Annotated in this window: 25 protein-coding genes; 12 read left to right on the forward strand and 13 right to left on the reverse strand. The window is 71.1% G+C overall.

Annotated features, from left to right (window positions below; genetic code table 11):
* Positions 1 to 70: 70 nt before the first annotated feature.
* Positions 71 to 490: a barstar family protein gene (locus tag ACIG5F_RS04555; RefSeq protein ID WP_396515977.1), complete on the forward strand. Its 420-nt coding sequence runs from the start codon at positions 71 to 73 to the stop codon at positions 488 to 490.
* Between the two features lie 23 nt (positions 491 to 513).
* Positions 514 to 1392 (forward strand): alpha/beta fold hydrolase, encoded by an 879-nt coding sequence (locus ACIG5F_RS04560; protein ID WP_396515978.1) that lies wholly within the window; start codon positions 514 to 516, stop codon positions 1390 to 1392.
* Between the two features lie 182 nt (positions 1393 to 1574).
* On the opposite strand, the gene ACIG5F_RS04565 is transcribed toward ACIG5F_RS04560, so the two are convergent.
* Entirely contained in the window at positions 1575 to 3452 is a 1878-nt protein-coding gene (locus tag ACIG5F_RS04565) for a glycoside hydrolase family 13 protein (RefSeq protein WP_396515979.1), read from the reverse strand.
* A 110-nt stretch (positions 3453 to 3562) separates the two neighbouring features.
* On the opposite strand from ACIG5F_RS04565, the gene ACIG5F_RS04570 reads away from it, so the two are divergent.
* Positions 3563 to 4573: a LacI family DNA-binding transcriptional regulator gene (locus tag ACIG5F_RS04570; RefSeq protein ID WP_396515980.1), complete on the forward strand. Its 1011-nt coding sequence runs from the start codon at positions 3563 to 3565 to the stop codon at positions 4571 to 4573.
* Positions 4574 to 4600: 27 nt separating this feature from the next.
* Here the strand turns inward: ACIG5F_RS04570 and ACIG5F_RS04575 are convergent, their stop codons facing one another.
* From ACIG5F_RS04575 to ACIG5F_RS04590, 4 genes are all read right to left on the reverse strand, one after another.
* Positions 4601 to 4792, reverse strand: a complete 192-nt coding sequence (locus ACIG5F_RS04575) for a hypothetical protein (protein WP_396515981.1) — start codon at positions 4790 to 4792, stop codon at positions 4601 to 4603.
* A 65-nt stretch (positions 4793 to 4857) separates the two neighbouring features.
* A complete protein-coding gene (locus ACIG5F_RS04580) occupies positions 4858 to 5175 on the reverse strand; it encodes a transcriptional regulator (protein ID WP_396515982.1) in 318 nt (105 codons plus the stop codon).
* Positions 5172 to 5651 (reverse strand): hypothetical protein, encoded by a 480-nt coding sequence (locus ACIG5F_RS04585; RefSeq protein WP_396515983.1) that lies wholly within the window; start codon positions 5649 to 5651, stop codon positions 5172 to 5174. Before ACIG5F_RS04585 ends, ACIG5F_RS04580 begins: the two co-directional genes overlap by 4 nt.
* A gap of 85 nt (positions 5652 to 5736) precedes the next feature.
* Positions 5737 to 7677, reverse strand: a complete 1941-nt coding sequence (locus ACIG5F_RS04590) for a BTAD domain-containing putative transcriptional regulator (RefSeq protein ID WP_396515984.1) — start codon at positions 7675 to 7677, stop codon at positions 5737 to 5739.
* A 175-nt stretch (positions 7678 to 7852) separates the two neighbouring features.
* Here ACIG5F_RS04590 and ACIG5F_RS04595 point away from each other — a divergent pair, with 175 nt between their 5' ends.
* From ACIG5F_RS04595 to ACIG5F_RS04615, 5 genes are all read left to right on the forward strand, one after another.
* A complete protein-coding gene (locus ACIG5F_RS04595) occupies positions 7853 to 8251 on the forward strand; it encodes a helix-turn-helix domain-containing protein (RefSeq protein WP_396515985.1) in 399 nt (132 codons plus the stop codon).
* A 57-nt stretch (positions 8252 to 8308) separates the two neighbouring features.
* Complete coding sequence (locus ACIG5F_RS04600) at positions 8309 to 8824, forward strand: hypothetical protein (RefSeq protein ID WP_396515986.1); 516 nt, start codon at positions 8309 to 8311, stop codon at positions 8822 to 8824.
* A 13-nt stretch (positions 8825 to 8837) separates the two neighbouring features.
* Complete coding sequence (locus ACIG5F_RS04605; RefSeq protein WP_396515987.1) at positions 8838 to 9944, forward strand: MAB_1171c family putative transporter; 1107 nt, start codon at positions 8838 to 8840, stop codon at positions 9942 to 9944.
* 65 nt (positions 9945 to 10009) lie between these two features.
* Positions 10010 to 10984, forward strand: a complete 975-nt coding sequence (locus tag ACIG5F_RS04610; RefSeq protein ID WP_396515988.1) for a hypothetical protein — start codon at positions 10010 to 10012, stop codon at positions 10982 to 10984.
* 73 nt (positions 10985 to 11057) lie between these two features.
* Positions 11058 to 12713: a tectonin domain-containing protein gene (locus ACIG5F_RS04615; protein ID WP_396515989.1), complete on the forward strand. Its 1656-nt coding sequence runs from the start codon at positions 11058 to 11060 to the stop codon at positions 12711 to 12713.
* Between the two features lie 3 nt (positions 12714 to 12716).
* On the opposite strand, the gene ACIG5F_RS04620 is transcribed toward ACIG5F_RS04615, so the two are convergent.
* The 4 genes from ACIG5F_RS04620 to ACIG5F_RS04635 are packed head-to-tail and all read right to left on the reverse strand — an operon-like array spanning position 12717 to position 16455.
* Positions 12717 to 13355 carry a TetR/AcrR family transcriptional regulator C-terminal domain-containing protein gene (locus tag ACIG5F_RS04620; protein WP_396515990.1) on the reverse strand — a complete coding sequence of 213 codons (639 nt, stop codon included), beginning with the start codon at positions 13353 to 13355 and terminating at the stop codon, positions 12717 to 12719.
* A 47-nt stretch (positions 13356 to 13402) separates the two neighbouring features.
* A complete protein-coding gene (locus ACIG5F_RS04625) occupies positions 13403 to 13798 on the reverse strand; it encodes a nuclear transport factor 2 family protein (protein WP_396515991.1) in 396 nt (131 codons plus the stop codon).
* A gap of 20 nt (positions 13799 to 13818) precedes the next feature.
* Positions 13819 to 14781, reverse strand: a complete 963-nt coding sequence (locus tag ACIG5F_RS04630; RefSeq protein ID WP_396515992.1) for a quinone oxidoreductase family protein — start codon at positions 14779 to 14781, stop codon at positions 13819 to 13821.
* 9 nt (positions 14782 to 14790) lie between these two features.
* A complete protein-coding gene (locus tag ACIG5F_RS04635) occupies positions 14791 to 16455 on the reverse strand; it encodes an FAD-dependent monooxygenase (RefSeq protein ID WP_396515993.1) in 1665 nt (554 codons plus the stop codon).
* Positions 16456 to 16653: 198 nt separating this feature from the next.
* On the opposite strand from ACIG5F_RS04635, the gene ACIG5F_RS04640 reads away from it, so the two are divergent.
* The 4 genes from ACIG5F_RS04640 to ACIG5F_RS04655 all read left to right on the forward strand — a co-directional run bounded on the left by ACIG5F_RS04640 (position 16654) and on the right by ACIG5F_RS04655 (position 22623).
* Entirely contained in the window at positions 16654 to 17637 is a 984-nt protein-coding gene (locus tag ACIG5F_RS04640) for a LacI family DNA-binding transcriptional regulator (RefSeq protein ID WP_396515994.1), read from the forward strand.
* Between the two features lie 106 nt (positions 17638 to 17743).
* The gene (locus ACIG5F_RS04645) at positions 17744 to 18712 is read left to right on the forward strand and encodes a hypothetical protein (protein ID WP_396515995.1); all 969 of its coding nucleotides are present in this window, start codon (positions 17744 to 17746) and stop codon (positions 18710 to 18712) included.
* Positions 18713 to 18737: 25 nt separating this feature from the next.
* Positions 18738 to 20030: an MFS transporter gene (locus tag ACIG5F_RS04650; RefSeq protein ID WP_396515996.1), complete on the forward strand. Its 1293-nt coding sequence runs from the start codon at positions 18738 to 18740 to the stop codon at positions 20028 to 20030.
* A gap of 13 nt (positions 20031 to 20043) precedes the next feature.
* The gene (locus ACIG5F_RS04655) at positions 20044 to 22623 is read left to right on the forward strand and encodes a glycoside hydrolase family 2 protein (protein ID WP_396515997.1); all 2580 of its coding nucleotides are present in this window, start codon (positions 20044 to 20046) and stop codon (positions 22621 to 22623) included.
* 16 nt (positions 22624 to 22639) lie between these two features.
* Here ACIG5F_RS04655 and ACIG5F_RS04660 read toward each other — a convergent pair whose 3' ends face one another.
* Genes ACIG5F_RS04660 through ACIG5F_RS04675 form a run of 4 tightly spaced genes read right to left on the reverse strand, consistent with a single transcriptional unit; the run spans position 22640 to position 26849 of the window.
* Complete coding sequence (locus ACIG5F_RS04660; RefSeq protein WP_396515998.1) at positions 22640 to 23554, reverse strand: hypothetical protein; 915 nt, start codon at positions 23552 to 23554, stop codon at positions 22640 to 22642.
* Between the two features lie 11 nt (positions 23555 to 23565).
* Positions 23566 to 24561, reverse strand: a complete 996-nt coding sequence (locus tag ACIG5F_RS04665; protein ID WP_396515999.1) for an LLM class flavin-dependent oxidoreductase — start codon at positions 24559 to 24561, stop codon at positions 23566 to 23568.
* Between the two features lie 18 nt (positions 24562 to 24579).
* A complete protein-coding gene (locus tag ACIG5F_RS04670) occupies positions 24580 to 25806 on the reverse strand; it encodes a cytochrome P450 (RefSeq protein WP_396516000.1) in 1227 nt (408 codons plus the stop codon).
* A 5-nt stretch (positions 25807 to 25811) separates the two neighbouring features.
* Complete coding sequence (locus ACIG5F_RS04675; protein WP_396516378.1) at positions 25812 to 26849, reverse strand: polyprenyl synthetase family protein; 1038 nt, start codon at positions 26847 to 26849, stop codon at positions 25812 to 25814.

The raw sequence follows: 26849 nt of genomic DNA on the forward strand, positions 1-26849 counted from the left end.
TGCGATGCCACCGTCGTGCCGTGGCCGGGTCCGGGGTCGCGTTGGACGGCAAAGATGGCATGCTTGGCGGATGGCCGACCACCGCGACGGACTACCGGTGTTGGTCGTGGACGGAGCTCGCTTCTCCGACATCGACGGCTTTGCCCACGAGTTCTCCCGACTGCTGTGCCACCACACGTGGCAGGGGAACCTGGACGCCTTCAACGACATACTTCGAGGAGGCTTCGGAACACCCGGCAACGGATGGGTGCTGAGATGGTTCAACTCCGACTCGTCCCGGTCCGCGCTCGGCCATCAGGCGAAGACCCGATGGCTGGAGGCGGTGCTGCTCACCTGCCATCCGTCGAACCGTCCGAGCGTAGAGGCCAGGATCGCCGACGCACGCCAGGGCAAGGGCCCGACGCTGTTCGACGACATCGTCGACATCATCCGCGACCACGGTCCCGGTGGTGAGGAAGCCGAAGACGGCATCCTCCTGGAGTTGCTCTGACCCAGCCACAACCGCTACTCGGCATGGACCCCGGGCCGGGCGGCGATCGTGGACACACCGCAACCACACCAACAGAACGGTCTTGGCGGCTTCTCGCGGTCGGCGCCGGCTATCGTCGCTGCGTGACGGGACTTGCCTACGACGTTGCCGGAGTCGGGCCGGCGGTTGTGCTCCTGCACTCCTCGGTCGGCGACCGGCGGATGTGGGATCCGCAATGGGGGTTGCTGGTCGACGCGGGGTACCGGGTGGTGCGGTGCGATTTCCGTGGGCACGGGCAGTCGCCGGCGCCGGCGGAGCCGTTCAACGCGGCGGAGGATGTCCGTACCCTGCTCGACTCGTTGGGTGTCGGCAAGGCCGCGATCGTCGGCGCCTCGTATGGCGGTCGGGTCGCGCAGGAGATCGCCGCGCGGTGGCCGGAGCGGGTGTCGGAGCTGATCCTGTTGTGCGCTGCGACCCGCCTCCACCCGCCGACGGCTGCGATCATGGAGTTCAGCGCTCGCGAGGAGGAACTGCTGGCAGCCGGCGACATCGCGGGGGCGGCGGAGCTGAACGTGGCGACGCTGCTGGGGCCGGCGGCCTCGGCGGCGACCCGTGAAGTGGTGATGCGGATGCAGCGGCTGACGTTCGAGATTCAGCTTGCCGCCGGTGATGCGGCGCAGTCGCGGGAGTCGGCCTTCGTCCGCAACGCGGATTTCGACCTGTCAGCGGTGACGGCGCGAACCGTTGTCGTGTCGGGTGATCACGATGTCGACTACTTCCGGAGCACCGCGGACCAGCTGGCCGCGTCGATTCCGGGCGCGGTGCGGGTCCGCCTGCCATGGGCCGGTCATCTGCCGACGCTGGAGGCGCCCGCGACGATGAACCCGTTGATTCTGAACTGGCTCGGCCCGTCACCGTCGTGACTCCGAGCTGCCCTCCACTCGTCGGCATGAGTGCGTGCCGTGCGAGTGGGCGTTGGCGCGGCCGAGCGCGAGGCCATGTGTTGCTCGGACCACGCCCGGAGAGCGGCGAGCGGGGTCTCCAGGCTTCAGGTCGACACCGGTGGTCGCCGTAGGGCGCAGCACAAGCCAGCCGCATTTGCTGCTCATCGGTTTTCTCCGGGGAGCTGCCACACCTGGAAGGTCGGGCCGTCGCCGGGCAAGAGGATCTTGGTTTCACTGCGGGGCAGGTCGGCGGCGCCGCCGTGGACGTTGGCCGCCGAGCCGGCGGTGAGGCCCAGCGGAGCGGCGGGCAGCGCCACGGGCCGGTGCGGGGCGCGGGCGGCGAGCACGAGCAGCCGTTGGTCCGCGGTCTCGCGCAGGTAGATCAGGGCGTCGTCGGCGAGGTGGACCCAGCGGTGCGCTCCCTCGCGCAGGCACCGATGCGCGTGGCGCAGAGCGATCAGCGCGCGGTAGTGGTGCAGGGTCGCCCGGTTCCAGGAATCGAGGCGGTGCCAGGGCATCGGGCGACGGCCGTCCTCGCCCCAGCGGCCGGGCAGCCCGATCTCGTCCCCGGCGAAGATCATCGGGGTGCCGGGCAACGTGCACAGCAGCCCGATCGCGACCTCCTCGCAGCCGGTTCCGGCCAGGACCGAGGCGATCCGAGCGGTGTCGTGCGACCCGAGCAGGTTCCATGAACGATCCCACCGCATCCGCGGCGTGACGGCGGCGAAGCTCCGCATGACCGCCATCGCGGTGGCGCCGGGGAGCCGCGGCCGTGGGACGGGCAGCCCGAGCAGCGGGAAGGCCGCGTCGGGGCCGCGCAGCCAGGACCACACGGCCTGAGTGAAGCCGGCGTAGTTCATCGTGCCGTGCCAGCCGCAGCGGGCCAGATCGCCGCTGGCGTCGTGGCTGTGCTCGGCGATCAGCACCCGGTCGCGGCCGGTCGCGGCGAGCGTCTGGCGCAGGGTGGCGACGACGGCGGCGGTGTGGTCGTCGATTCCACGGCGTCCCACCATGTTCGCGACGTCGATGCGCCATCCGTCCTGCTCGTACGGTGGACGAAGCCAGCGACCGCCCACTGAGTCCGGCCCGTCGATCAACTGTCGCCGCAGCTGCGGTGAGGCCCAGTTCAGCTTGGGCAGCGACGGCACCTCGCACCAGGCCTCGTAGCCGCGGGTGGTGTCCGCGTCGAAGTAGAACATCGACCTCTCGGTGGCGACCGGGTCGTCGCGGGCGATCCGGAACCAGGGATGGCCGTCGCCGATGTGGTTGAGGGTGAGGTCGCCGATGATGTGCCAGCCACGCGCATGCACGGCCGCGCACAGTCGCGCGTACGCGGCGTTGCCTCCCAGCAGCGGATCGACTTGTGTGAACGACGAGGCGTTGTAGCGGTGGCTGGACTCGGCGGTGAAGATCGGGGTGAGGTAGAGGGCATTGGCTCCCAGCGCGGCGATGTGGTCGAGCCGGTCACGCACCCCGTCGAGATCGCCGCCGTACAACTGGCGCGGAGTCAGCGGACCGCGCCCGATCACCGGCTCGTCCCACCCGGCGGGGACCGCCCAGCCCGGTTGCGGCCGGCCCGCGGCCGCCGACGAACGCGCGAAGCGGTCCGGGAACACCTGGTAGATCACCGCGTCGCGGGTCCATGCCGGGGCGGCGGAATCGGCGAGCAGGGCGAAGTCGGTGGCGTCGGGCCCGTCGTGGACCGAGGTGCCGGCGGCGGTGCACCACCGCGGCCCGCGCGGGCCTTCGAGCAGGAACCGGTAGCGGGTAACCGGATTGCGCACGGTGAGGTTCGCGCGCCACCACACCTCGTTGACCGTGCGCCGGTCCACCCGTGCCGGCACGTGCACCGGGTCGCCGTCGGGGGTCGTGCGCACCCACACGCGGTCCACCGGCTCGGCCTCCGGGCCGATCGGGGTGCGCAGCACCACGCTGACGCGTTCGCCCAGCGCCGGCTCCGGGTTGCTGACGTCGAACCCCGATCCGTCGTGGTGGGGCGCCGCGAGCAGGACCGGCGCCGTGGTCGCGAAGGAAGACATAGCAGCGACGGTAGGGGTGTCACAAGGCGGCCACAACGGTGATCGCAGATTCTGAAACGATCATCGCAGAATTTGTTGTCAGCACGGCAGCCCACTGCTAGAAATGCGCCATGGCCGTTCCACTGCAGGACATCGCCGACCGGTCCGGATACAGCAAGGCCACGGTCTCGCGCGTGCTCAACGGGCATCCCGGGGTCAGCGAGGCGGCGAAACAGGCGGTGTGGACCGCGCTGGACGTGCTCAACATCGAGCGGCCGGACCGGCTGCGGTCCCGCGGCGCCGGGCTGGTCGGGCTGGTCGTGCCCGAACTGGACAACCCCGTGTTCCCGCTGTTCGCCCAGGTGATCAGCGCGAACCTGTCGCGGGAGCGGTTCACGCCGGTCCTGTGCGCCCAGGCGCCCGACGGCCCGCAGGAGGACGAGTACGTCGAGATGCTGCGCGAGCACGGTGTCTCCGGGATCCTGTTCGTCTCCGGCCTGCACACCGACCCGACGCTCGACATCGCCCGCTACACGAGCCTGGTGGACCAGCGGCTGCCGATCGTGCTCATCAACGGCTATCTCGACGGCGTCGACGCCCCGTTCCTGTCCACTGACGACGAGGTCGCGGGCATGCTGGCCGTGGAGCACCTGGTCAAGCTCGGGCACCGCCGCATCGGGCTCGCCGTCACCGACACCCGCCGCACCCCGGCCGCGCGCCGGGTCGTCGGGTTCCGCCGCGCCATCGTCCGCCACCTCGGCGAGGCGGCGCTGCTGCCGACGATGGAGACCTTCGACGGCGTGGACGGCGGCTACGCCGTCGCGCAGAAGGTGCTCGCCCAGGGCATGACCGCCGTGGTCTGCAGCTCCGATCTCCTCGCACTGGGCCTGATCCACGCCCTTCGCCAGCGCGGGCTGGCCGTGCCAGAGCAGCTCTCGGTCATCGGCGCGGACGACTCGATCCTGATGAACCACACCGGTCCGCCACTGACCACCGTCCGCCAACCCGTGCTGCGCATCGGTCGGCAGGCCGCACTCATGCTGATCGACGAGATCCGTGGCCGGCCCGGCCCGCGCGGTGAGTCGCTGTTCCAACCGGAACTGGTCATCCGCGACTCCACTGGCCCCGCCCTGGCTCCATGACGCGTGCGACGGATCCGTAGCCCGTGGTCAACTGCCGGCGGCGGCCACGGCGGCGAGGCTGGCGACGACGGACTGGATGACGTCGCGGACGGCGGCGTTGGCCCAGACGAGCTCGCTGAGCTGGGCGGCGCGCTGCGTGACGGCCTTGGTGGTGGCGCCGACGGCGTGCAGCAGGGCGACGAGCACATCGGTGTGGGAGTCGTGATCGAGACCGTCCACATCGGAACAGAAGGGTCCACTATCGATCCATAGTGGACATCGCCGGCCGGGACCTCTGGCCGGATTCAGTTGGCGGAGGGGAAATCCGCGACGCTGGCGAGGTCGGTGATGCGGCGCAGCTCGGCCAGGTGCGCGGCCAGCGCGGCGCGGCCGGTCTCGGTCAGGGCGAGCCAGGTGCGAGTGCGGGAGTTGTGGGGGGCCTTGGTGACGGTGACGTAGCCGGCGTCCTGTAACACCTTGACCTGCTTGCTCAGGACGGAGTCGCTGACGTCGAGCATGTCGCGGATGGTGGAGAACTCCCAGGACTGGGCGGTGGCGAGGATGGCGCACATCTTGAGCCGGTGGGGCGGGTGGATGAGCTCGTCGAAGGCGGGTTCGGTCATCGGCCGGCCTGCACCCCGGCGCGCCAGGCCCGGTCGGTCCGCAGGCCGATGACGACGGTCAGGACCGCGGCCACGACGCCGGCGGCGGTCATCGCGCCGAGCAGGTCGAGGCCGAGGCGGGCCCACAGCCCGAGGCCGCCGAGGACGACGAGCGCGATCAGGTAGAAGCCGTTGACGTGGCGGACGCCGAGCGGCGCGGCCGAGCGGTCGATGGCGACGCCGGTGGCGCGCTTGGCCGCCCAGACCAGGGCGGTGGGCAGCAGCACGCCGCCGACGATCACTCCGAACGGAGCGAAGTCGCGGTCCAGGTCGATGGAGCCGAACACGAGCAGCACCGAGAGGCCGAGGCCCAAGTGGTACCACCAGGGGCTGACGACCCGCGTGGCGATGCGTTCGCGCACGTCGGAGATGCTGTCGAGAGCCTCGGCGGCGGCCGTCGCGTCGGGCCGTCCGGCGGCCTGCCTGTTAGTTTCCATGATGGAAAGTCTAGGGTCGACTTTCCATCATGGCAAGTAGCGGTTGCGGACAGTGACCATTCAGCCGCGCCGAGACGGGCGTTGCTCAGCGTTCGGCGCCGGAGTCCGGGCCGTGCATGGCGAAGATCCGGCGCGGGCGAGTGCCGGGGGACATGAGGTCGGGAAGCGGGCGGTGGTAGCGGGGCAGCCAGGCGAGGGCGGGGTGGCGGTGGAAGTCGGCCAGGCGTCGGAGGGCGGAATCCCGGTCGGCGGCGGGGATGTCGCGGTGGGCACGGTCGGCGGCGAACAGGCGGGTCAGCTCGTCCAGCCGGTAGCAGCCGGGATTTGGTTGCTGGACAAGGGAAACCCGGTCCAGGGAGCGGAGCAGCGCCCCGGCGAGGGCGGGGGTCAGGTCGAGCAGGGCGGCCGCGGCAGGGACGCTGATGTCGGGGCCGGGGGCAAGACCAAGCAGGGCGAAGGCGGCGGCCTGGTCGGGGTCGAGCGTGGCGTGGGATCGGCCCAGCGCGGCCGGCAGGCTGGCGTCGGGGCCGTCGTCGAGCGCGGACAATCGGGTTGCGGGGTCACGGAGTTCGGCGGCCAGATCCTCGATCGGGAGCGAGGGCTGGGCGGCGGCGCGGCCGGCGACGATGGTCAGGGCCAGCGGCAGCCCGGCGCAGTGGGTGATCACGTCGTCGACGGCTCGGGGCTCGGCGGAAAGCCTGGCCACGCCCAGACGAGCGGTGAGCAACGCCCGGGCCTCGACGGCGGGCAGCCCGGTGACCGACAAGGGTTGGGCCCCATAGGTGTTGACCAGGCCGGCCAGGCGATCCCGGCTGGTGACGAGCACGGTGCAGGCTGGGCTGCCGGGAAGCAGCGGCGCGACCTGGGCGGCGTCGGCGGCGTTGTCCAGCACGACCAGCATCCGCCGATCGGCGACTTTGCTGCGGTACAGGCCGATCCGCGCGTCGAGGTCGAGCGGCACGCGGTCCGGCCCGACCCCGAGACCGGCCAGGAGTACACGGATGGCGGCCGCCGGGCTGAGCGGCTCCTCGCCGGGCGTGCAGCCGCGAAGGTCCAGGAACAGCTGCCCGTCGGGGAAATCCTCGACATGCTGGTGGGCCCAGTGCAGGGCGAGCGAGGACTTGCCGACGCCGCCGGCGCCGGTGATCGCGGCGACGGCCATCACCCCGGCGGAGCGATCCACGGCGGCGGCGAGGGCGGTGAGCTCACGGCCGCGGCCGACGAACCAGGCCGGCGCGGGCGGCAGCTGGCGCGGTGCCGGCGGCCGGGCCGGCTCCACCGGATCGTCGAAATCCTGGTCGCCAGTGAGAATCTGGTGATACAGCCGTTGCAGCGGCGGGCACGGGTCGGCCCCGATGTCTTCGGCCAGCCGGGCCCGGATGTGGTGGTAGTGCCCGATGGCGTCGGCCTGCCGGCCGCTGCGGCACAAGGCGACCATCAGCTGGCCGGCCAGGCGTTCGTCCAGCGGCCGGTCGGCGGTGCGGCCGGTCAGCTCGGCCAGCAGGTCGGCATGGCGGCCGGAGCGCAGTGCGATGTCGGCGTGATCGAGCTCGGCGGCGAACCGGTCGTGTTCGGCGGTGTCGCGCACGCTGTCCAGCCACGGACTGTCCAAGCCGCTGAAGGCCTCGCCCCGCCACAACGCCAGCGCGTCGGCCAGCAGCGGGCCGGCGGTCCGGTCGTCCGGGCAGGCACGGGCCCTGACGACCAGGTCGCGGAAGCGGTGCAGATCCACGTGCTGCTCGTCGACGCCGAGTTGGTAACCACCGTTGCGGCGCACGAGATCCACGTCCTCGGCGACGGCCAATGCGCCGCGCAGCCGGGACAGGTAGCTGTAGAGGGCGGTCCGGGCGCGCTGCGGCGCACGCTCCCCCCACACACGCTCGACCAGCTCGTCCACGGACACGACCCGGTTGGCATCGACCAGGAGCACGGCCAGCACGCACTGCTGGCGCTGGAATCCCAGGTCGATGTCGCGGCCACCGACCGACGCCCCGACGTCGCCCAGCAGCCGGAACTGCGTTGGCATCCGGTCTCCCCCCGTCGCCCCACCCACGCTCCCCGGATGCCGATCGTTGACATTCCGCCGGCCCGGCATCAACGTGAGTTGATGCCCGAGCATGGACGCCGCGCACCTCGCCTGTCAATCGGGGCGTACGATTCGGAACCCGACGTCAACGTCAGCTGATGGGAGGTCTGCGGCGATGGGCGCTCTGGCCGACCGGCTGGACCGGCTGTTCCGCACCGTCCGGCGGGCCGGCGACAGCGAGCACAGCTACGCCTCGGTCGCCGAGGCCATCCGCGATCAGCAGGGCGTCACGATCTCCCACACCTACATCTGGCAGCTGCGCACCGGCCGCCGCGACAACCCGTCGGTGCAGCACCTGACCGCGCTGGCCACCTTCTTCGGGGTGCCGGTCACCTATTTCCTCGACGACGAGCTGGCCGGGCGGATCGACGAGCAGCTCACGCTGCTGGCCATGCTGCGCGCGGCCGGCGTCACCGAGATCGCCCTGCGTAGCGCCGACCTGTCGGAGAGCAGCCGGGAGGCCGTCGCCGACATGGTCACGCAGCTGTGGAAGCTGGAGCATCCCGACAAATAGCCTCCGTCCGGCCCGGCCAGCTGGGAGAATGCCGGCAGTGGACACGGTGGAGGACGGATGCGCCCGGGCGACCGAAGGCTGGACGAGGTCGTCGGGCTGCTCAACGTGCCGCATCCGTTCGACGTCCGGGAGCTGGCGCGGGCGGTGGGCACGACCCGCGGCCGGCCGATCGAGCTGCGGCCGGTGCGCACTCCCGGCCAGGGGCCGAGCGGCATGTGGATCGCCACCCGTGACGTCGATTTCGTCTGCTACGAGGCCGAGACCAGTGCCCTGCACCAGGAGCACATCATCCTGCACGAGCTCGGGCACATGCTGTGCGGCCACCCGTCGGCGACCGCGTCGCCGCAGGACGTCCTCCAGCTGCTGATGCCCGACCTCGACCCGACGATGATCCGGAAGGTGCTCTGCCGCACCGCCTACGGCGATCCCGAGGAACGCCAGGCGGAGTTGTTCGCGATGCTGGTGCTGGAGCGCGGCGGCCGGCTGCGCCGGGACCGCCGGGCCGACCTGTCGGCGGAGCTGGCCGAGGTGCTCGACCGGATCGAGGCCGCGCTCACCACACCGCTCAGCTGACCGGGGAAGGCCGTTGTCCGAGATCATCCTGTTCGCCATCGTCGGCCTGTGCTGGCTCGGCCTGTGCGTGCGCCTCTGGGACCTGTCGCGCAAGTCCGGCAATGTGGCCTTGGCCTGGGTCTGCCGCGGCATGGCGACGCTGGCGTTGTCGGTCACGTCGCAGGTGACGTCGGTGGTCGCCGCCGTCGACGCGATGTCCGTGCCGGACATGGCCGGCACGCTGTCGAACTGCCTGACGTTGGTGTCGCTGACCTGTTTCCAGTGCTCGTTCCTGCACATGATCCACGGCGACGCCGAGGCGGAGCGGCGTGTTCGTCCGCAACTGTGGTGGTGCGGCGCGGCAGTCGTCGGCGTCGTGGTTCTGTTCGCGTTGTTCGGGTCCAACTACCCGGAAGTGCTGGCGACCCGGGACAGCGCCGAACAGGCGCCGGTGATTTCCGCCGGCGGCTACCTGTATCTGGGCTATCTGGCGGTTTCCGTCGTCATGCTGGCCACGACGTCCTGGGCGTACGGACGGCTCGGCGCCCGGTTCGGCCTGCGGGCGGGCATGGCGCTGATGAGCCTGGGGCTGCTGGTCGGACTGGCGTACTGCCTGGTCCGGCTGGCCGCGATGATCAGCTACCAACTGGGCCAGCACATCGCCTTCCTGCACGGGGATCTGATCGGGATCCTGTTCCGCACGGCGATCGTGCTCGACCTGGTCGCGATCATGCTGCCCTACGCCGGGGCCCGGCTCGGGCTCGACGCCTGGGTGAACTCGTTGCGGGTCAAGCGATCCCTGCGGGCGCTGGATCCGCTGTGGGCGGCGCTGCGGGGCGCGTTCCCGACGGTGGCGCTGGCCGACCCGCCGGACGTCACGCCGGATCGCTTGCTGCACCGGCGAATCATCGAGATCTGGGACGGGCGACTCCAGCTGCGGCCGTGGTTCGATCCCGATGCCGCCGAACGGGCGCGGACCCGGGGCGACGCCGCCGTCGAAGCGACGCTCATCGCCGACGCGCTGCGCCGGCGTGCGGCCGGAACTGCGCCGGCCGAGACCGCCACGGTGGCGCGGCCGGTAGGCGTAGTGGATGACGTCGAGTGGCTGAGCCGGGTGTCGAAGGAGTTCGCGCGAGTCTGACGCGGCGTCGGAGTTCCCAGGCGGCGCAAGGTTTGCACAAGACCTCGTCGGCACGATCACCGAGCATGAGAATCGGCTTGAGAACGGGAATCCACCTCACCGCCGCCGTCGCCATGCTGCTCGGCGCCGTGGCGGTCGCGCCCCAGGCATCGGCCGCGCCGACGCCCGCGCCGGCCACCGCACCGGTCCGCCAACTCAAGGTGGACGGCGCGCTGGCCGCCACCTTGCAGCCGCACGCGGCGCAGTACACCGCCCATGCGGTTGCCTTGTCCCCGAACAAGAGTGGCGTCTTCCAGTGGGAGGGCGGCACCACCTGGAGCCAGATCGGCGGCCCGGCCGCGAACCTCTACGCCGGCTTCGGCTACGTCGTCGCCACCAGCCCGCAGAACGGCGACGTCTACCTGTACTCCGGCGCGGGCCAGAGCTGGACCAGGGTCGGCGGCCCCGGCCGGGTCTTCGGCTTCGCCCCCGAGACCGACGGCTACATCCACCTCTACGGCCTGGCCCCCGACGGCAGCGGCGTGTTCCGGTGGACCGGCTCCGGCGCCACCTGGACGCAGGTCGGCGGCCCGGCCAGCTGGATGTACACCGGCGGCGCGGGGATGTTCGCGACCAGCCCGCAGAACGGCAACATCTACCAGTTCACCGGCACGCCGAATGTCTGGAACCAGGTCGGCGGCCCCGGCAAGAGCTTCGCGGTGAACAACACCAGCCTGTTCGGGCTGACGCCCAACGGCGGGGCGGTCTTCCGGTGGAACGGCTCCGGCACCGCGTGGACGCAGTGGGGCGGCCCGGCCGGCTGGGTGTACGCCGGCGGCAGCGGACTGCTGGCCACCAACCCGTCCAGCGGCGACGTCTTCCTCAACAACGGCGCGGCCAACGACTGGCGGCAGATCGGCGGGCCCGGCGCCGACTTCGAGATCAGCAGCGCGTCCCAGATCTTCGGGCTGACCCCGAGCAGGAACGCGGTCAACCTCTGGCAGGGCGGCACCACCTGGGTGACCATCGGCGGCCCGGCCTCGGTCGTCGTCGCGGAATAACCGGTCCGCGCGGTAGCACGTCGTCGCGGGCCCCGGCTCCGGTCGGGGCCCGCCCGATTTCGGGAGCACACCGATGAAAAGCGTCCTCCTGCCGGCCATCGCCCTGCTGCTGTCCACCATCCCGGCCGCCGGTGACCCGGTGGAGTGGACGGCGGCCGGGCAGTTCGGCAAGGTCTACGATCCAAGCGTCGGCGAGTCGACACCGTGGTACATCAACGATCACACCTTCGTCCGCGACGATTCCGGCGTCTGGCACCTGTTCGGCATCACGCATCCGGAGCCGGCCGACCCCGACCACGAGATCCAGTTCGCCCACGCCACCGCCCCGACACCGCACGGCCCGTGGACCAAGCAGCCCATGGCCCTGACCGTCGACGGCGGCTACGGGGAGACCCATCTCTGGGCCCCGCACGTGATCCACGTCGGCGGCACATACTACATGTTCTACGCCGGCGGCGGCGCCGATCCGGCCAGCACCGAGCTGAACCTGGCGACGTCGGCGGATCTGTGGCACTGGACCAGATCTCCGGCCGGCCCGCTGTTCCGAGACGGCCTTGAGGCCCGCGACCCGATGGTGGTCCGGATCGGCGACCAGTGGGTGATGTACTACTGCGCCAACGCTTCCCCGTCCGGCGGCGATCCCGTGGTGGCCTATCGGACGAGCACCGATCTGATCCACTGGAGCGCGCGGACCGTCGCGTTCGCCGGCGGCGGGGCCCCGACCGAGTCGCCGTTCGTCGTGCAGCGGGACGGCTGGTGGTACCTGTTCACCGGGCCGCGCGGCTCCTACACCGGCACGGACGTGTTCCGCAGCCGCGACCCGTTCCACTTCCAGATCGGCGACCAGGCCGGGCACATCGACTCGCACGCGGCCGAGGTGATCCAGGACGGCGGCCAGTGGTGGGTGAGCACCGCCGGCTGGGGGCAGGGCGGCGTCTATCTCGCGCCACTGAACTGGCAGGACCATCCGAGCCCGTGGCAGCGCACACTGTATGCGCTTTCCCCGGATCGCAGTGGGGTTTTCGCCTACGACGGGCAGTCCTGGACCAAGATCGGCGGGCCGGCCGGCGCGCTGTACGCCGGCGGCGCGGGCCTGTTCGCCACCAATCCGCAGACCGGGGACATCTACCACTACAACGGTTCCCCGATGAACTGGAGCAGGATCGGCGGCCCCGGGCGGACTTTCGCCGTCAACGACGACGGCGTCTACGGCCTGAGCCCCGACGGCCAGGCCGTCTACCACTGGACCGGCGGCTCCGACTGGATCCAGGTCGGCGGCCCGGCCGGCACTCTCTACGCCGGCTCGCACAAGCTGTTGGCCACCAATCCGCAGAGCGGGGACGTGTACCTCTACGCCAACTCGCCCATGAGCTGGGAGAAGATCGGCGGACCGGGAACGTCGTTCGCGGTCAGCGACCGCGGCATCTACGGGCTCAACCCCGCCGGGGTGTTCCAGTACAACGGCACGGCCTGGCAGCAGGTCGGTGGCCCGGCCAAGACCATCACCGCCGGCAACAACGGCCTGGTGGCAACAAATCCGACGACCGGCGACGCCTACCGGTACAACGACTCGCCGATGGACTGGACCAGGATCGGCGGGCCGGGGACGGCGTTCGCGGTGAGCGACAACGGGATCTACGGACTCAACGCCGGCGGCGTGTTCCAGTACAACGGCACCGCCTGGCAGCAGGTCGGCGGGCCGGCGGCCGCCATGGCCGCCGGGAGTTGACGGTCAGTCCTCCGCGACGACGGCGGAGCGGAGGATCTGGTCCACGCCGAAGGCGAAGCGCTCGTCGTAGTCGAAGGAGACGTAGTCGGCGAGCACCGAGCTGAGGCCGGGAAAGTGGTGCTGGTCAACGGATTCGCGCAGGCGGCCGCGGAAATCGCCGGGGGTGGCCTGCTGCTCCTGGACCAGGCCGAGCGTGAAGTACAGCAGGGTGAAGGAGGTCCAGGCGGCCGACTTGCGGGTGGGGCAGCAGCCGAAGAGCGTGGTCAGCATGCGGTCGGCGAAGGCCAGCGTGTGCGGCTCGACCGGGAAGGTCCCGGCCACGATCGAGCCGCCGTCCCGGTGCGCGAGCATGGCCCGGCGCAGCCGTCGCATCAGCTCGGCCGCCTGCTCGGCCGGCGCGCCGGGTAGGTCCTCCAGATCGGCCTCGCCCATGATGGCGTCGGCCATCAGCTCCAGCAGCCGGTCCTTGGTCTGGATGTGCCACATCACGGTGTTGGTCTGCACGCCGAGCTCGGCGGCGATGGCCCGGGTGGACAGCTTGCCGATGCCGTCCCGGTCCAGGACGGTGAACGCCGCGTCGATGACGCGCTGGAGCGTGATGCCGGCCTTCACCGGGGCGGCAGGGCGCTGAGTGTCGGCCACGGGCCAAGTATAGAGGCCCGGGGGACGTCTCCCCCGGGCCCGACTGGTCAGAATCCGCCGGCCTTGACCGCCGAGACCTCCCGCATCTCGACGATCTTTCCGTCCACTATGGAGAGAATCATCATCACCCGGAACTCCTGTCGGGACGCGGGTTCCCGGGCGCCGATGAGGATGTCGAACTCGAGAACGACCTGGTCACCGGCCTCGATGTAGGTGTGGAACGGTTGCTGGACCGCCACTGTCTCGTACTGCGACGGGAACAGCCCGAACAGCTTCTCCAGGGCGGCGATGCCGTCGGCCCGGACCGCGCCGTGGGTGACGATCCGGCCGTTGTCGGCCCAGAGCCGGTGGACCTCGCCGAGGGTGGCGAGCTCGGGGTCGGCGCACAGGTCGGCGGTCCACGCGAACCAGTCGTTCACGAGGTCGCGGTGCTTCGTTTCCATGGTTCCAACAGCCTTTCTGATCAGATCCGCAGCAGCAGCTTGCCGGTGGTGCGCCGGCCCTGGAGGTCCTCGTGGGCCTGACGGGCCTGCGCCAGGGGGTATTCGTGGCCGACCCGGATCTTGAGTTCCCCGGCCGTCACGGCGTCGAACACGGCCTCGGCGTGGTGTTCCAGTTCCGCACGGGTGACGATGTGGTCGTACAGGGTGGGTCGGGTCAGGTACAGGGATCCGCCGAGCCGGAGGCGTTGCGGATCCACCGGCGGCACGGGGCCGCTGGCCGTGCCGAACAGCACCAGCGTTCCGCGCCGCCGCAGGCTGGCCAGGCTGAGGTCGAACGTGGTCGCGCCGACGCCGTCGTAGACGACGTGGACGCCCTCGCCTTCGGTCAGCGCGAGGACTTCGGCCGCCAGGCTCCCGGGCCGGTCGTAGCGGATCACCTCGGCCGCGCCGGCTTCCCTTGCCAGGGCGGCCTTCTCGTCGGTGGACACGGTGCCGATGACCCGCGCCCCACGGGCGCTGGCCAGCTGGGTGAGCAGCAGGCCGACACCGCCGGCCGCCGCGTGCACCAGCACGACATCGCCGCCGGCCACGGGAAAGGTGGAATCCACCAGGCAGTGGGCGGTCATTCCCTGGAGCAGCGCGCCCACGGCCAGTTCGTCGGTGAGGCCGGCGGGGACGCGCACGGCCCGGTCGGCCGGCACCGTCACCAACTCGGCGTAGCTGTTCGGCGCTTCGCACCAGGCGACCCGGTCCCCGACCTGGAACTCGCCCGCGCCCACGACGACCGTGCCGACTCCTTCCGTGCCGAGACCGAACGGCGGCTGCCGCAGATAGAGTCCGGACCGGTAGTAGGTGTCGACGTAGTTCACGCCCGCGACGGAGACCGACACCAGCAGCTCTCCCTGGCCGGGCACCGGATCGGGCGTCTCGACGATCTCGATGGCCGCCGGGCCGCCGGGCCGTTTCACTTGTGCGGCAATCATGACGCCCCCTCAGGAGACCACGACCGATGTCGGCTCGGCGGCCCGGACCGACCGCCCCAGCACCTGCTCCAGGGCCTCGATCAGCGGCGTCGTGTCGGCGCCGTCGATGAACTGGGCCCGCCACGCGACATGCCCGTCCGGACGGACCAGCACCGCACCGTCCACGTAAATGCCATACGTGTCAAGGAAATCGCCGTCGACATCGGTGATCTCGGCGTTCGGCCCGACGGTGTGGCCGGTGATCGGGATGTCGGTGTCGTCGGCGATCGCCCGGGCCGCGGCGACCCACGCGCCGCCGTGCGCACCGGCCAGCACGACGAACCGCGAGTGCAGGAGGTCGATGCTGGAGATCCGTTCGCCGCCGCGGTCGAGCCACACGTGCGGCGCGCGGCAACCGGGGACGGCGGTCGGGGTGTAGACGGTCTGGCTGGGGGCGGGCGGGATCGTGCCGTCACCGACGACCGCGTGGGACCGGTAGGCGAAGCCGAGCTCCGCGCCTTCCTGGCGGACGTGGTCGTTCTCGGCCTCGATCGCCGCGGTCACGCCCGGCCCGTCCTCGGCGCGGGCCGAGGCGATGATGCGCTTGAGGGTGTCGTTGTTGCCGACCGACCAGCCGGCGTTCTGCTCGGCCACCGGCCGCCGCTCGGCCTCGTAGCTGTCCAGCAGCGCGGGGTCGGCGTGGCCGCGCAGCACCAGGCCGAGCTTCCAGGCCAGGTTGTGCGCGTCCTGGATCCCGGTGTTCATGCCGAGCCCGCCGGTGTGCGGCAGCAGGTGGGCGGCGTCGCCGGCCAGGAAGATCCGGCCCTGCCGGTAGGACTTCGCGACCTGGGCGCTCACCCGCCAGACCTGCACGTTGACCAGATCCAGGTCGAGATCGGGCAGGCCGGTGGCCTTGCGCACGAGGCGCAGCGCCTCATCGTGCGAGGGCGGCGCCGGCCGGGTCGTCACCGCCGGCAGGATCCGGAAGGTCAGCCACCGGTTCGTGCGGTCGACCGCGGAGACCACCACCACGTCGTCCTGGTCGATCGCGTAGTAGGCCATGCTCGGCTGCTCGAGGTAGGTCGCCCACAGCCGGGGATCCGCGCTCTTCCAGTAGATTCCGAGCCAGTAGCCGATCAGCGGGTTGCCCTCGATCGGGATGCCCAGCCGCTGCCGGACCATGCTCATCGCGCCGTCGGCGGCGACCAGGTAGCGGCTGCGGGTCTGCTGGACCTCCCCGGTGCGCAGGTCGCGAATCGTGGCCAGCACGCCGGTTTCGGTCTCCTCGAAGTCCTCGACCTCGGTCCGCAGCCGGATCTCGGCCGACTCCCGGGCCCGCTCCCGCAGCTCGTCCTCGATGATGTCCTGCGGGACCAGCAGCCGCGGCATCGCGCTCGGCACGTCGATCCCGTCGTCGGTGACCGTGCGGCCGTACTCGTGGCCACGCATGGAATCGCGGCGGTAGGCGAAGCAGAAGTCCTCCGGCGGCAACGCGTTGCGACGGATGGCGCCCTCCATTCCCCACTGCCGCATCAGCTCCGCCGTGCGCGTGTTGATGCCCCGGGCCCGCGGGTGGTCGCTGGTGGCCGCGCGCCGGTCCACCGCGAGGCTGGACACGCCCAGGCGGCCGAGCTGCATGGCCAGGCTCAGGCCGACCGCGCCGGCCCCGACGATGACGACGTCCTTCTCGATCACGTCGATTTCCTCTCCCCAGATTTGGTCGCTGCACAAGAACGGTAGCGCGGTCTTGAACGCCGTACAAGACCGTCTTCCATATGCAATCGTGATCGGCGTCTCAACGCGGGGCCAACTCGTTGCTCGGACTTGGTCGTCGACCACGGGCGGCGGCCGGTGCGGAAACCCCCGGCGGCGAACGCGGTTAGGCTCAGCGGCGTGAAGCGAGCGACCAGCGCCGATGTGGCCCGGCTGAGCGGCGTGTCCCGGGCGACGGTCAGCTACGTCCTCAACGACGTGCCGGGTCACCGGATCCCGGACGCGACCCGGGAGCGCATCCTGGCCGCGGCGGCGGAGCTCGACTACGTGCCGTCGGCCTCGGCGGCGGCGCTCAAGCGGGGGCGCACGAACCTGGTGCTGCTCGACACGTCCGGATTCGACGGCAGCCACAAGATGACCGTGTTCCTGTCGTCGTTCGCCGCGACCGTCCGAGATGGCGGCTTCACGCTGCTCACGCACTCCACGACGACCTCGCCGCTGTCGGTGTCGGAAATGGCGTCGATGGTGTCGCCGTTCGCCGTCGCATCGCTGGTTCCGTTCACGGACGGCGACATCGAGAACCTGCGCCGGCTGGGCATTCAACAATTCGACGGCGCCGATCTCCAGCCCGACGCCGAGCTGAAGTCGCTCATGCTCACCCAAGGGGCGTCGATGCAGGTCGACGTGCTCGCGCAGGCCGGGCACCGCGCGCTCTGTTTCGCCCAGCCCAGTTCGACTCACGTCGATGTCGTCACGGCGGCCCGCCACCGGGAGGTCCGCGCCCGGGCCGCCGCGCTGGGCATCGCCGTGATCGGCGAGCTGGCGGCCGACGGCGAGCTGCCCGCGCTGGCCCGCCAGGTCCGAGCCGTGCACGAGGGCGGCGCGACTGCCGTCGTCGCGGCCAACGACGAAACCGCCATCGCCGTGCTGGCCGGGGCGCGGGTGGCCGGCCTGACCGTCCCCCGGGACCTGGCCGTGATCGGCTTCGACGACATCCCGCTGGCCCGGTTCGCGTTTCCGGCGCTGACGACGGTCCGGCTGGACAGCGCCCTCATCGCCCGCGTGCTGGCCACGGACCTGCTCATCGCGGCCGGCTGCGACCTGGCCCGGGTGACGACGACCGACGACGACCTGATCGAGATCGTCCACCGCGACTCGGTCTGACCAGGGCTTTTCCCGATCCAAACACCAACCCCGGTTGCGTGACCGGCGACACGGCGGTAGGTTACTCGTGTAACTTACTCGTATAACCAGAGGTCATGAGGGCGCGATGACAACGTTCACGTTCGTTCCGACCTGGGTCGTCCAGGATCTGGTGGTCTATGTGCTCGCGGCGATCGTGATCGCCTACATCGTCCGCCGGGAGCCACATCCGGCCGCCCGGGCGATGGAGCTGTGCTCGTTCACGCTGCTGTACTCGGCCGTGTTCGAGAACGCCGCGACGTTGGCGCACCTGTACACGTTCGGCCAGTCCCTGGTCATGGTGTTCAACGTGCCGCTGTCGGTGCCGGTGTTCGAGGCGATCCTGACCTACTCGACGTTGCGGGTGCTCGCCGCGACGCGGATGCCGACCTGGCTCAAGCCCCTCACGGCCGGCCTCGTCGCGATCGTCGCCGACTTCTCGCTGGACACCGTGGCGGTGAAGGACTTCCACGACGGGGTCGCCCGCTGGACCTGGCACACGCCGCCCGGTCACGTGATGATCTACGACGAGCCGGTCAGCAACTTCACCGGCTGGGCCCCGCTGGTCGGCTACGCGGCGACGTTCTTCCTGCTCGGCCGCTGGTGGCACCGGAAGTCGGGATACGCCAAGGCAGTGGGCTACGTCTACCCGGTCGCGGCCGCCCTGGCCGCGCTGCTGTGCATGTTCTCCCCGATCACGTCCTTCCTGCTGTACCTGACCCCGTTCTTCGCGCCGGGAAGCCCGGCCGAGGTGGTCATGCTGGCGGTGCTGCTCGTCGTGCCGGCCGTCCTGCTCGCGCTGTTCTGGCGCGGCCGGATGAGCGCCCGACTGTCGCTGGCCGACGATCTCCCGATCTTCCTGGTCATCGGCGGCGTTCCCGTGGTGAACCTGGTGTTCTGCGTCGTGATCGGGGCCACGCAGATCTTGTGGCTCGTCACCCTCGCCGGCTGTGTCCTGTGGGCGGCGCTGGCCGGGGTGTACGCCGCTGGCCAGAAGGTGGACGGATCGAGCGGACAGCGCCCGCGACCGACCGCGCCCCTCCCGACGGCGTCCTGACCGCCGAGACCGACGGTTGCGGCGGATGACCTCGCTGTGGCGGAGAGCGCCCTCCGCCCCGTCCACCGATGAGAAGCACGAGTCCGCCCGGGGCGTGTCCCTGCGCCGCTTCGTCCCGGCGATCATGCTCAGCCAGCTCGGCGTGAACATGGCGGTGATCACCCAGCTCCAGCTGCTGCTGGCGCTGCGCCTCACCACGATGGTCGGCGAGGGCCCGGCCGCGACCTCGGCGTTCGGCGTGGTCACCGGCTTCGGCGCGCTGTGCGCGCTGGTGTCCAGCCCGATCGCGGGCCGCATCAGCGACCGCACCCGCGCCCGGCTCGGCCGGCGGCGCACCTGGATGCTCACCGGGTCGCTGGTGCTCGCCCTCGTGATGGTCGCGATGACGGTGGCCACCACGGTCTGGCAGGTTGTGTTGTTATGGTGCCTGGCCCAGGCGGCGGGCAACTTCCAGTACGCCGCGAACAACGCGATCGTGGCCGACCAGGTCCCGCCCGACCGGCGCGGGGGCGTGTCCGGCCTGGTCGGGCTGGCCACCGCGGCCGGCCCGATCCTCGGCGTCGGCCTGGCCAACGCCGCCCCGGCCAGCGGCCCCGCCCAGTGGCTGATCGTCGCGGCCGCCGCCCTCACCGCGACTCTCGCCGCCGTGCTGTTGTTCCGCGATCCGCCCGACACCTCCCCGAAGCCGCCACTGGACCTGCGTGCCCTGGCCGGCGCGTTCTGGTTCGACCCACGCCGCCACCCCGCGTTCGGCTGGGCCTGGCTGGTGCGGTTCCTGATCATGTGCGCCTATTCGGCCAGCAGCTACAACACGTTCTTCCTCATGCAGCACCTCGGCATCCCGTCCGCCCGGGTCGGCTCGGTCCTGGTCTGGGCCGGACTGGCCGGCGTGCTGAGCATCGCCGGGGCCAGCGTCGTGGCCGGCTACCTCTCGGACGCGGTCGGGCGGCAGCGGCCGTTCGTGATGCTCGCCGGCCTGCTCGCCGCGATCTCGCTCGGGCTGATGGCCACGGCCGGCAGCCTCGCCACCGTGTTCGTCGCGGTCGTGCTGGGCGGGATCGGCACCGGCACCTTCCTGGCCGTCGACCTCGCGCTGTGCGTGCGGCTGCTGCCCGACGCCGAGAACGCGGGCAAGGACATGGCGATCATCAGCGTCGCCAGCGCGCTGCCGCAGTCCCTGGTGCCGTTCGCCGCCCCCGCGCTGCTCGGTGTCGGCGGCTTTCCCCTGCTGTTCCTGACGTTGGCCGTGCTGGCCCTGCTCGGGGCGGCCGCCGTCCTGCGGGTGCCGGAGACGGGCCGCGAGAAACCTGGCCTGTGATAAGGAGAAAGTCTTGCAGATCACCGATTTCGAGCTGATCGACACCCAGGTCGGACTCGAGATGTCGGACCTGCCGGCCGCGGGCTGGCTGCCCGCCGTCGTGCCCGGCGGGGTGCACGAGTCGCTGCTGGCCGCCGACCGGATCGCCCATCCCTACCTCGATCGCAACGAGCGCGACATCCGCTGGATCGAGAACCGCGACTGGTGGTTCCGGGCCTCGTTCGTGCGCCCGGCCGAGGACGGGCGGGCGCGGCTGGTGTTCCACGGCCTGGACACCGTGGTCGACATCTGGCTGAACGGCGCGCCGCTCGGCCACCACGAGAACATGTTCCGGCCGGCCGAATTCGACGTCACCGACCGGCTCCGCGACCGCAACGAGCTGATGCTGCGCTTCTCCCCGCCGCTGCTCGGCCTGACCGCGTCGGCCGCGGGGGCCGGGCTGCGGGAACGGCTGGACGCGGTGTTCGCCAGGTTCGCCGAGGACCCCGCCTTCGCGGCCCTGCGGGAGGCCGAGGACACGACATCCGCCGCCGCCGAAGGCACCATGCTGACGGTCATGCCGATCGCGTCCCAGCGCCGCAAGGCGGCCTTCTCCTGGGGCTGGGACTTCGGCCCGCGCGTGCCGTCGATCGGCATCTGGCGGCCGGTCGAACTGCGCGTGCAGCGGACGGCCGTGCTCACCGGACACCACATCCGCACCTACTCGATCGCCGCGGACGGCTCGGCGACGGTCGGCGTGCTGGTCGAGGTCGACCCGTTCGGCGCGGACACCGAACTCACGGCGAGGATCGCGCTCATCGCGCCGACCGGCCGGCGCACTGTGGTGGAACTGCCGGTGGTGGACGGCCGCGCGGAGCGCGTCATCACCGTGCCCGACGCGGAACTGTGGTGGACGCACGATCTCGGCGACCAGCCGCTGTACGACGTGTCCATCACCTTGTCCGCCGGCATGGCGATCGTCGACCACACGACCGATCGGATCGGACTGCGCACCATCGCGCTCGACCGCGGGCCCGATCCCGTGGGCGGTCGCCTGTTCCGTTTCGTCCTCAACGGCACGCCGATCTTTGCCCGTGGCGCCAACTGGCTTCCCGCGGACATGCTGGTCGGCTCGGTCACGCCGGACCGGGTGCGGGCCCTGGTCGGCCTGGCCCGCGACGGCGGCATGACCATGCTGCGGGTCTGGGGCGGCGGCATCTACGAGCAGGATGCCTTCTACCAGGCCTGCGACGAGCTGGGTATGTTGGTGTGGCAGGACTTTCTCTTCGCCTGCACGGACTATCCGGAAAGCGACGGCGTCCTGGCCGACGAGGTGGCTCGGGAGGCCGAACACCAGGTCAAGCGGCTGCGCAACCGGGCGAGCTTGGCGTTGTGGTGCGGCAACAACGAAGTGCAGATGCTGCACGGGGTGGCCTACGGCGACCACGAGCCCGGCGACTGGGGCCACGCCTTCTTCTACCATGTCCTGCCCGGCGCCGTGGCCGAGTTCGACGGCCGGACCCCTTACTGGCCGGGCAGCCCGTGGGGCGAGGACTCCGGCGCAGGCGTCGCCGCCGTCAACGGGGCCACTGACGGGGACCGGCACGCCTGGGAGGTGTGGCACGGCGTCAACTTCGGCCCGAACGCCCGCACCTACGACAACCCCGGCGACGCGCGGCACTACCGGCGCTATGCCGACGACCGGGGCAAGTTCATCAGCGAGTTCGGCATCCACGCGTCACCCGAGCTGGCGACCCTGCGCCGCTGCCTGCCGCCGGACCAACTGTACGTCCACAGTGGATCGTTCGATCACCACAACAAGGACAGCCTGAAGAACAAGCACGACGCGGTGCTGCGGATCGTGACCGGCCTGCCCGAGACGATCGAGCAGTACGTGGACTTCACCATGGTGTCGCAGGCCGAGGGGCTGAAGTTCGGCGTCGAGCACTACCGGCGCCGGCAGCCGCACTGCAACGGCACGCTGGTCTGGCAGTTCAACGACGTGTGGCCCGGCTTCAGCTGGTCGGTCGTGGACCACGACCTGACGCCCAAGGCCGGCTACCACTACCTGGCCCGCGCCTTCGCGCCGGTGCTGGCCAGTTTCCGCCGGGACGGCGATCGCCTGGAGTTGTGGCTGAGCAACAGCGGCCGCGCCGAGGTGACCGCCGCCGCGACCGTCACCATCGCCGGCTTCGACGGCAAGGAACACCTCCGGGAGGACGTCACCGCGACCGTCGCGGCCGGCGACTCCCGTGTGGTGTGGACCGGCGACGGCCTGGAGCTGACCGCCGACCGCTATGCCTGGGTGGACGGCGACTTCCCGTCGAACCGGCTGTTCTTCGCCGAAATCAAGGACATTCCGTTCGGTGCGCCCCACCTGGACGTCGTCGCCACGAGCACCGGCCGGGGCACGGCCTCGCTGGCCATCACGGCCAGGGGCTTCGCCTACTTCGTGCACGCGCTCACGCCGGCGCCGGGCACCCGTTTCCACACCAACTATCTCGACCTGCGCGACGGCGAGACCGCCACGATCGAGGTCACCGGCCTGCCGGACGGACTCGACCCCACCGCGATCGAGGTCAAGGCCTGGCAGCCCCGCGGGGAAACGAGGTGACAGTCGAGCACCGCACTCACACTCCCACCGGGGGATGACCCGTGGCCGGCGTCACCGGGGCGTCCGAGCCCCAGCCGCGGAAGTCGCCGCAGGAGTAGAAGCCGGTCGACCACTCCAGCAGGCGGATGAGTTCGACGGCCGGCGGGAAGTCCTGCTCCACCAAGGGGGACAGGCGGCGGACGGCGGAGTCGGCCCAGCGAACGAGCTCGGCGCGCACCCACTCCTCGGTGACGCCCTCGTACATCAGGATGTTGTTCTCGTTCTCGCCCGCGCTCTCCCGCGGGAAGGTGGCGAGGTCGTTGACCAGGCGGATGGCGACGACCAGGTCGTCCAGCGCGGCCACCAGGACGTCGAGGTGGTCGAGCAGGTCGGCCTCGCCGTAGGTGGCCCACATCGGGAAGTGGCTGATCCACTGCGAGATGCTGGTGGCGTGGGCCAGGTAGTCGGCGACGTCGGTGCGGTCCACTTCGGACCGTCCGGCCAGCCAGTCGTAGCGGCAGCCCCGCAGGTCGCCGTCGAACTTGGCCACCCACAGGTCGGCCAGCGCCGGATAGAGCGGCTGGCGGCTCAACTCCCGCTGGCAGGAGGAAAGCGCGCTGAGCAGCGGATGGCTGGTGTCCGGCGCGCCGGTGCGCACGACCGCCCGGCACCGGTCCAGCAGGTCGTCGAGCTCGGCCAGATCGGTGGCGACCCGATCCATGTGGTTGTCCAAGGCGTAGGCCCAGACGAACATCCGGGCGGTCGGGGCCAGCTGTGCGGGGCTGCGCCACGGTGAGATCGCCGCGGCCGAGATGGCCATGGCCTCGATCGGCAGGCCCCGCAGGCCGGCCGCCGGCCCGGCGAGCCAGGACCGCAGGTCGGCCAGCGTGGCCAGCGCGAGCATGGCCACCGGCACCGACTGCGCCGCCGAGGGAAACCCCTGCGTGGTCATCGGACTTCCCTTCACAGCTTGATCCGTCCGCGCACGTCGGCGAGCACCGCGCCGGCGTGGCGGAAATCCTCTTCGGTGGGGAGATCCCCGAGCAGCAGCGTGTCCACGCCCAGCGCCAGATACCGGTCCAGGTAGTCGGCGACCCGGTCGTGGCTGCCGACCAGCAGCGGCATGGAACCCTTGTCGGCCTGGTACGCCCCGGTCCAGTACACGTCGTCGTGGACATCGGCCGACAGCGTGGCCATCCGCCGGCTCCAGTCCGAATCGGACTTGCGGCGCATGGCCGTCTTCAGGCGGGTCCGCCGGTCGCTCTGGTAGCGGTCGTGGGCGACCCGCCAGGCCTGCTCGTCGGTGTCCCGGACGATCAGGCCGACCCGGATGCCGATACGCACGGTTCGGCTGCCGTCGAGGAAGGTCTGCGCGAACTGGTCGACGGGTTCCGGGTGCGTGATGGCGATGTCGCCGACCTCCTCGGCGGCCCGCCGGGACGCCGGCGAAGAGCCGGCGACGAACACCCGCGGCCGATCCTCGGGCGGCAGCCAGGAATGGGCCCGCAAACCTCGATAATGGTAGAAGCGGCCCTCGTGGTGCAGCGGCTCGTCGACGGACAGCAGCGCCCGCAGCACCTTGGCGTACTCGGTGGCCCGCTCGTACCGCTGGTCGTGGTCGAGGGAATCGCCGAGCTGGCCCAGTTCCTCGCTGGCCGCGCCGGTGATCAGGTTGATGTCGACCCGCCGCCCGTAGAGCCGGGTCATGCCGTGGATGAGCTTGGCCGCGGTGAACGGCGGCAGCGCGTACGGTTGCAGCGCGGCCAGCGGCGACACCGTGGCGGTGCTCTGCATGATCGCGCCGGCGACCGCCCACGGATCGAGGTAACGGTGGTTGTAGAAGGCCAGCAGTCCGTTCACGCCGTGCCGCTCGGCCCGTCGGGACAGCTCGGCGATGACCTTCAGCGCGTCGCCGTCGTCGGGGCGCGGCGAGGGTGCGGTGCCGAGGACTTCCAGCATGCCGGTTCCCCTCCCGGCTCAGGCGAACGTGATCGGCAGGTGCCGGGCCTGCCGGACGCCGGCCAGCCGGAAGACCGGCTGCTCGCCGGGAGTGATGTGGTAGTCGGGGATGCGCCGGTGGAACTGGTCGACGGCGACGAGCATCTCCAGGCGGGCCAGGTGGATGCCGAGGCAGTGGTGCGCGCCGGCGGCGTAGCCGAGGTGCCGGCTGATCTTGCGGTCCAGTTTCGGCTCCAGCGGGTCCTCGAACGCCGACGGGTCGAGGTTTCCGCTGCCCCAGCACAGGAACACCAGCTCGCCCCGCTTGACCGGGATGCCGTTGACCTCGGTGTCCTCGCTGGCCCAGCGCGGCCCGCCGGCGGTCACCGGGGTCTCCAGGCGCATCAGCTCGTCGATCGCGCCCGGCAGCGTCGACGGGTCGGCCACGACCTGCCGGCGCTGCTCGGGATTCGCGGCGAACCAGGCGAACATGCATGACAGCGCGGAGGTCACGGTGTCCAGCGCGGCGATGGTGAACAGGTGCAGGATGTTGACGATCTCCTCGTCGGTCAGGCGTTCGCCGTCGACCTCGAAGGTCATGAACCGGCCGATGAGGTCGTCCCGGGCGTGCGGCTCGCGGCGGCGCTCGGCCAGCCGCTCGTGCAGCCGGGCCCGCATCCGGTCGCCGGCCTCGATCCCGATCTCCTCCCGCTGGGCCAGGTCCGCGCCCTCGTTCTCCAGGATCCGGTCCTTCATCTCGGTCAGGAAGGTCATGTCCTGCAAGGGAAGGCCGAACAGGTTGAGGAACAGGGTGGCCGGCAGCGGGGCGCAGAAGGCGGAGAACAGCTCGGCCTGGCCGTCGGCGGCGAAGCCGTCGATCAGCTCGTCGGCCAGCTTGCGGATCTCCTGCTCCATCGGCGACACCTTGGCCGAGGACAGCAGCGGCTCCAGCAGCCGCCGGTAGCGTCGGTGGTCGAGACCGTCGAGATGGAGCGGGATCAGCGGCTCCCGCGAGCCCATGCCGAACGGGCGGCCGGTGTCGGGATGGTTGGACACGATGGACCGGTTGCGGCAGGCGGCCATGATGTCGTCCATGGCGAAGAACCCGATGCCGGCCTCCCAGCGCACCACCGGCGACTCGCGGCGCAGGCGGTCCAGGATCGGCTGCGGCTGCGCCACCGAGAAGGCGTCGTTCTGCTCGTAGACCATCATCGCCCGCAGCGCCGGATCCATGTCCGCCCAGGGGATGTAGGCCGCTTCCCGCATCGTGCTCACCACTTCCGCTCGCCGGCGAAACGCGCCGCGTCGATCAGCATTTCCCGTCCGTGCGCCGTCATCGGCGCGGTGGCGACCGCCGCGGCGGCCTCGATCACCAGCTGCTCGATCACCAGTTCCAGCTCGGCCACCGCGCCGCAGTCGTGCAGCACGGCGCGGACCGTGTCGAGGTCGACGTCGTCGCGGGCCAGCACCGCCCGCTCGGCGGCGGTGGCCCGGCGGCGGGCGATCTCCAGCAGCCGGGTTGCCTTGTGCTGCACCACATCGCCGCCGATCGGCTTGCCGGTCTGCGCCTCGTTGCCGAACAGGTCGAGCAGGTCGTCGCGGAGCTGGAAGGCCTGGCCGACCGCGCGGCCGTAGCAGCGCAGGTGCGGTTCGAGCTCGGCCCCGCGCGGGGCCAGGCCGGCGCCGACCAGCAACGGGCCCTCGACGGTGTAGCTGGCCGTCTTCAGCTCGGCGGTCGTCGCCGCCACTTCCTCGTGCCACTCCCCCATGGCCGAGGTCTCCAGGTCGAGGTACTGGCCGTGCATCAGCCGCGTGGCCGCCCGGTAGAAGACCTGCTGTGCCTGCGGTGGAAGGGAACCCGCCAGCCGGGCGCACACCAGCAGGGTGTAGTCGCCGAGCAGGATGGCCATGTTCTCGCCGTAGCGCTTGGCGGATCCGCGCAGTCCCAGCGCGAAGTGCCGCTCGGCGAAGGAGATGTGCAAGGTCGGCATGGCCCGCCGGGTGTCGGCCTCGTCCATGACGTCGTCGTGGATCAGCGCGAACGTGTGCAGCAGCTCGAAGACCGCGCCGGCCCGGATGGCCAGGTCGTCCTCGACGCCGCCGCCGCCGGCCAGGAACGCCCACTGCGTGAAGGCGGGCCGGATGCGCTTGCCGCCGCCGAGCGCGGCCTCCCGCAGCAGCGAGAACCCGAACTCGTCGAGGTCGGCCGTCTTCCAGTCGTCGCGCAGCGTGGTGTCGAACAGCTCGGCCAGATAGTCGTCGACCCGGCGGCGGATCTCGGAGAGGTTGGCCTGGAAGCGTGTGTCCAT

Source organism: Kutzneria sp. NPDC052558 (genome assembly GCF_044547355.1).
Classification (GTDB): domain Bacteria; phylum Actinomycetota; class Actinomycetes; order Mycobacteriales; family Pseudonocardiaceae; genus Kutzneria.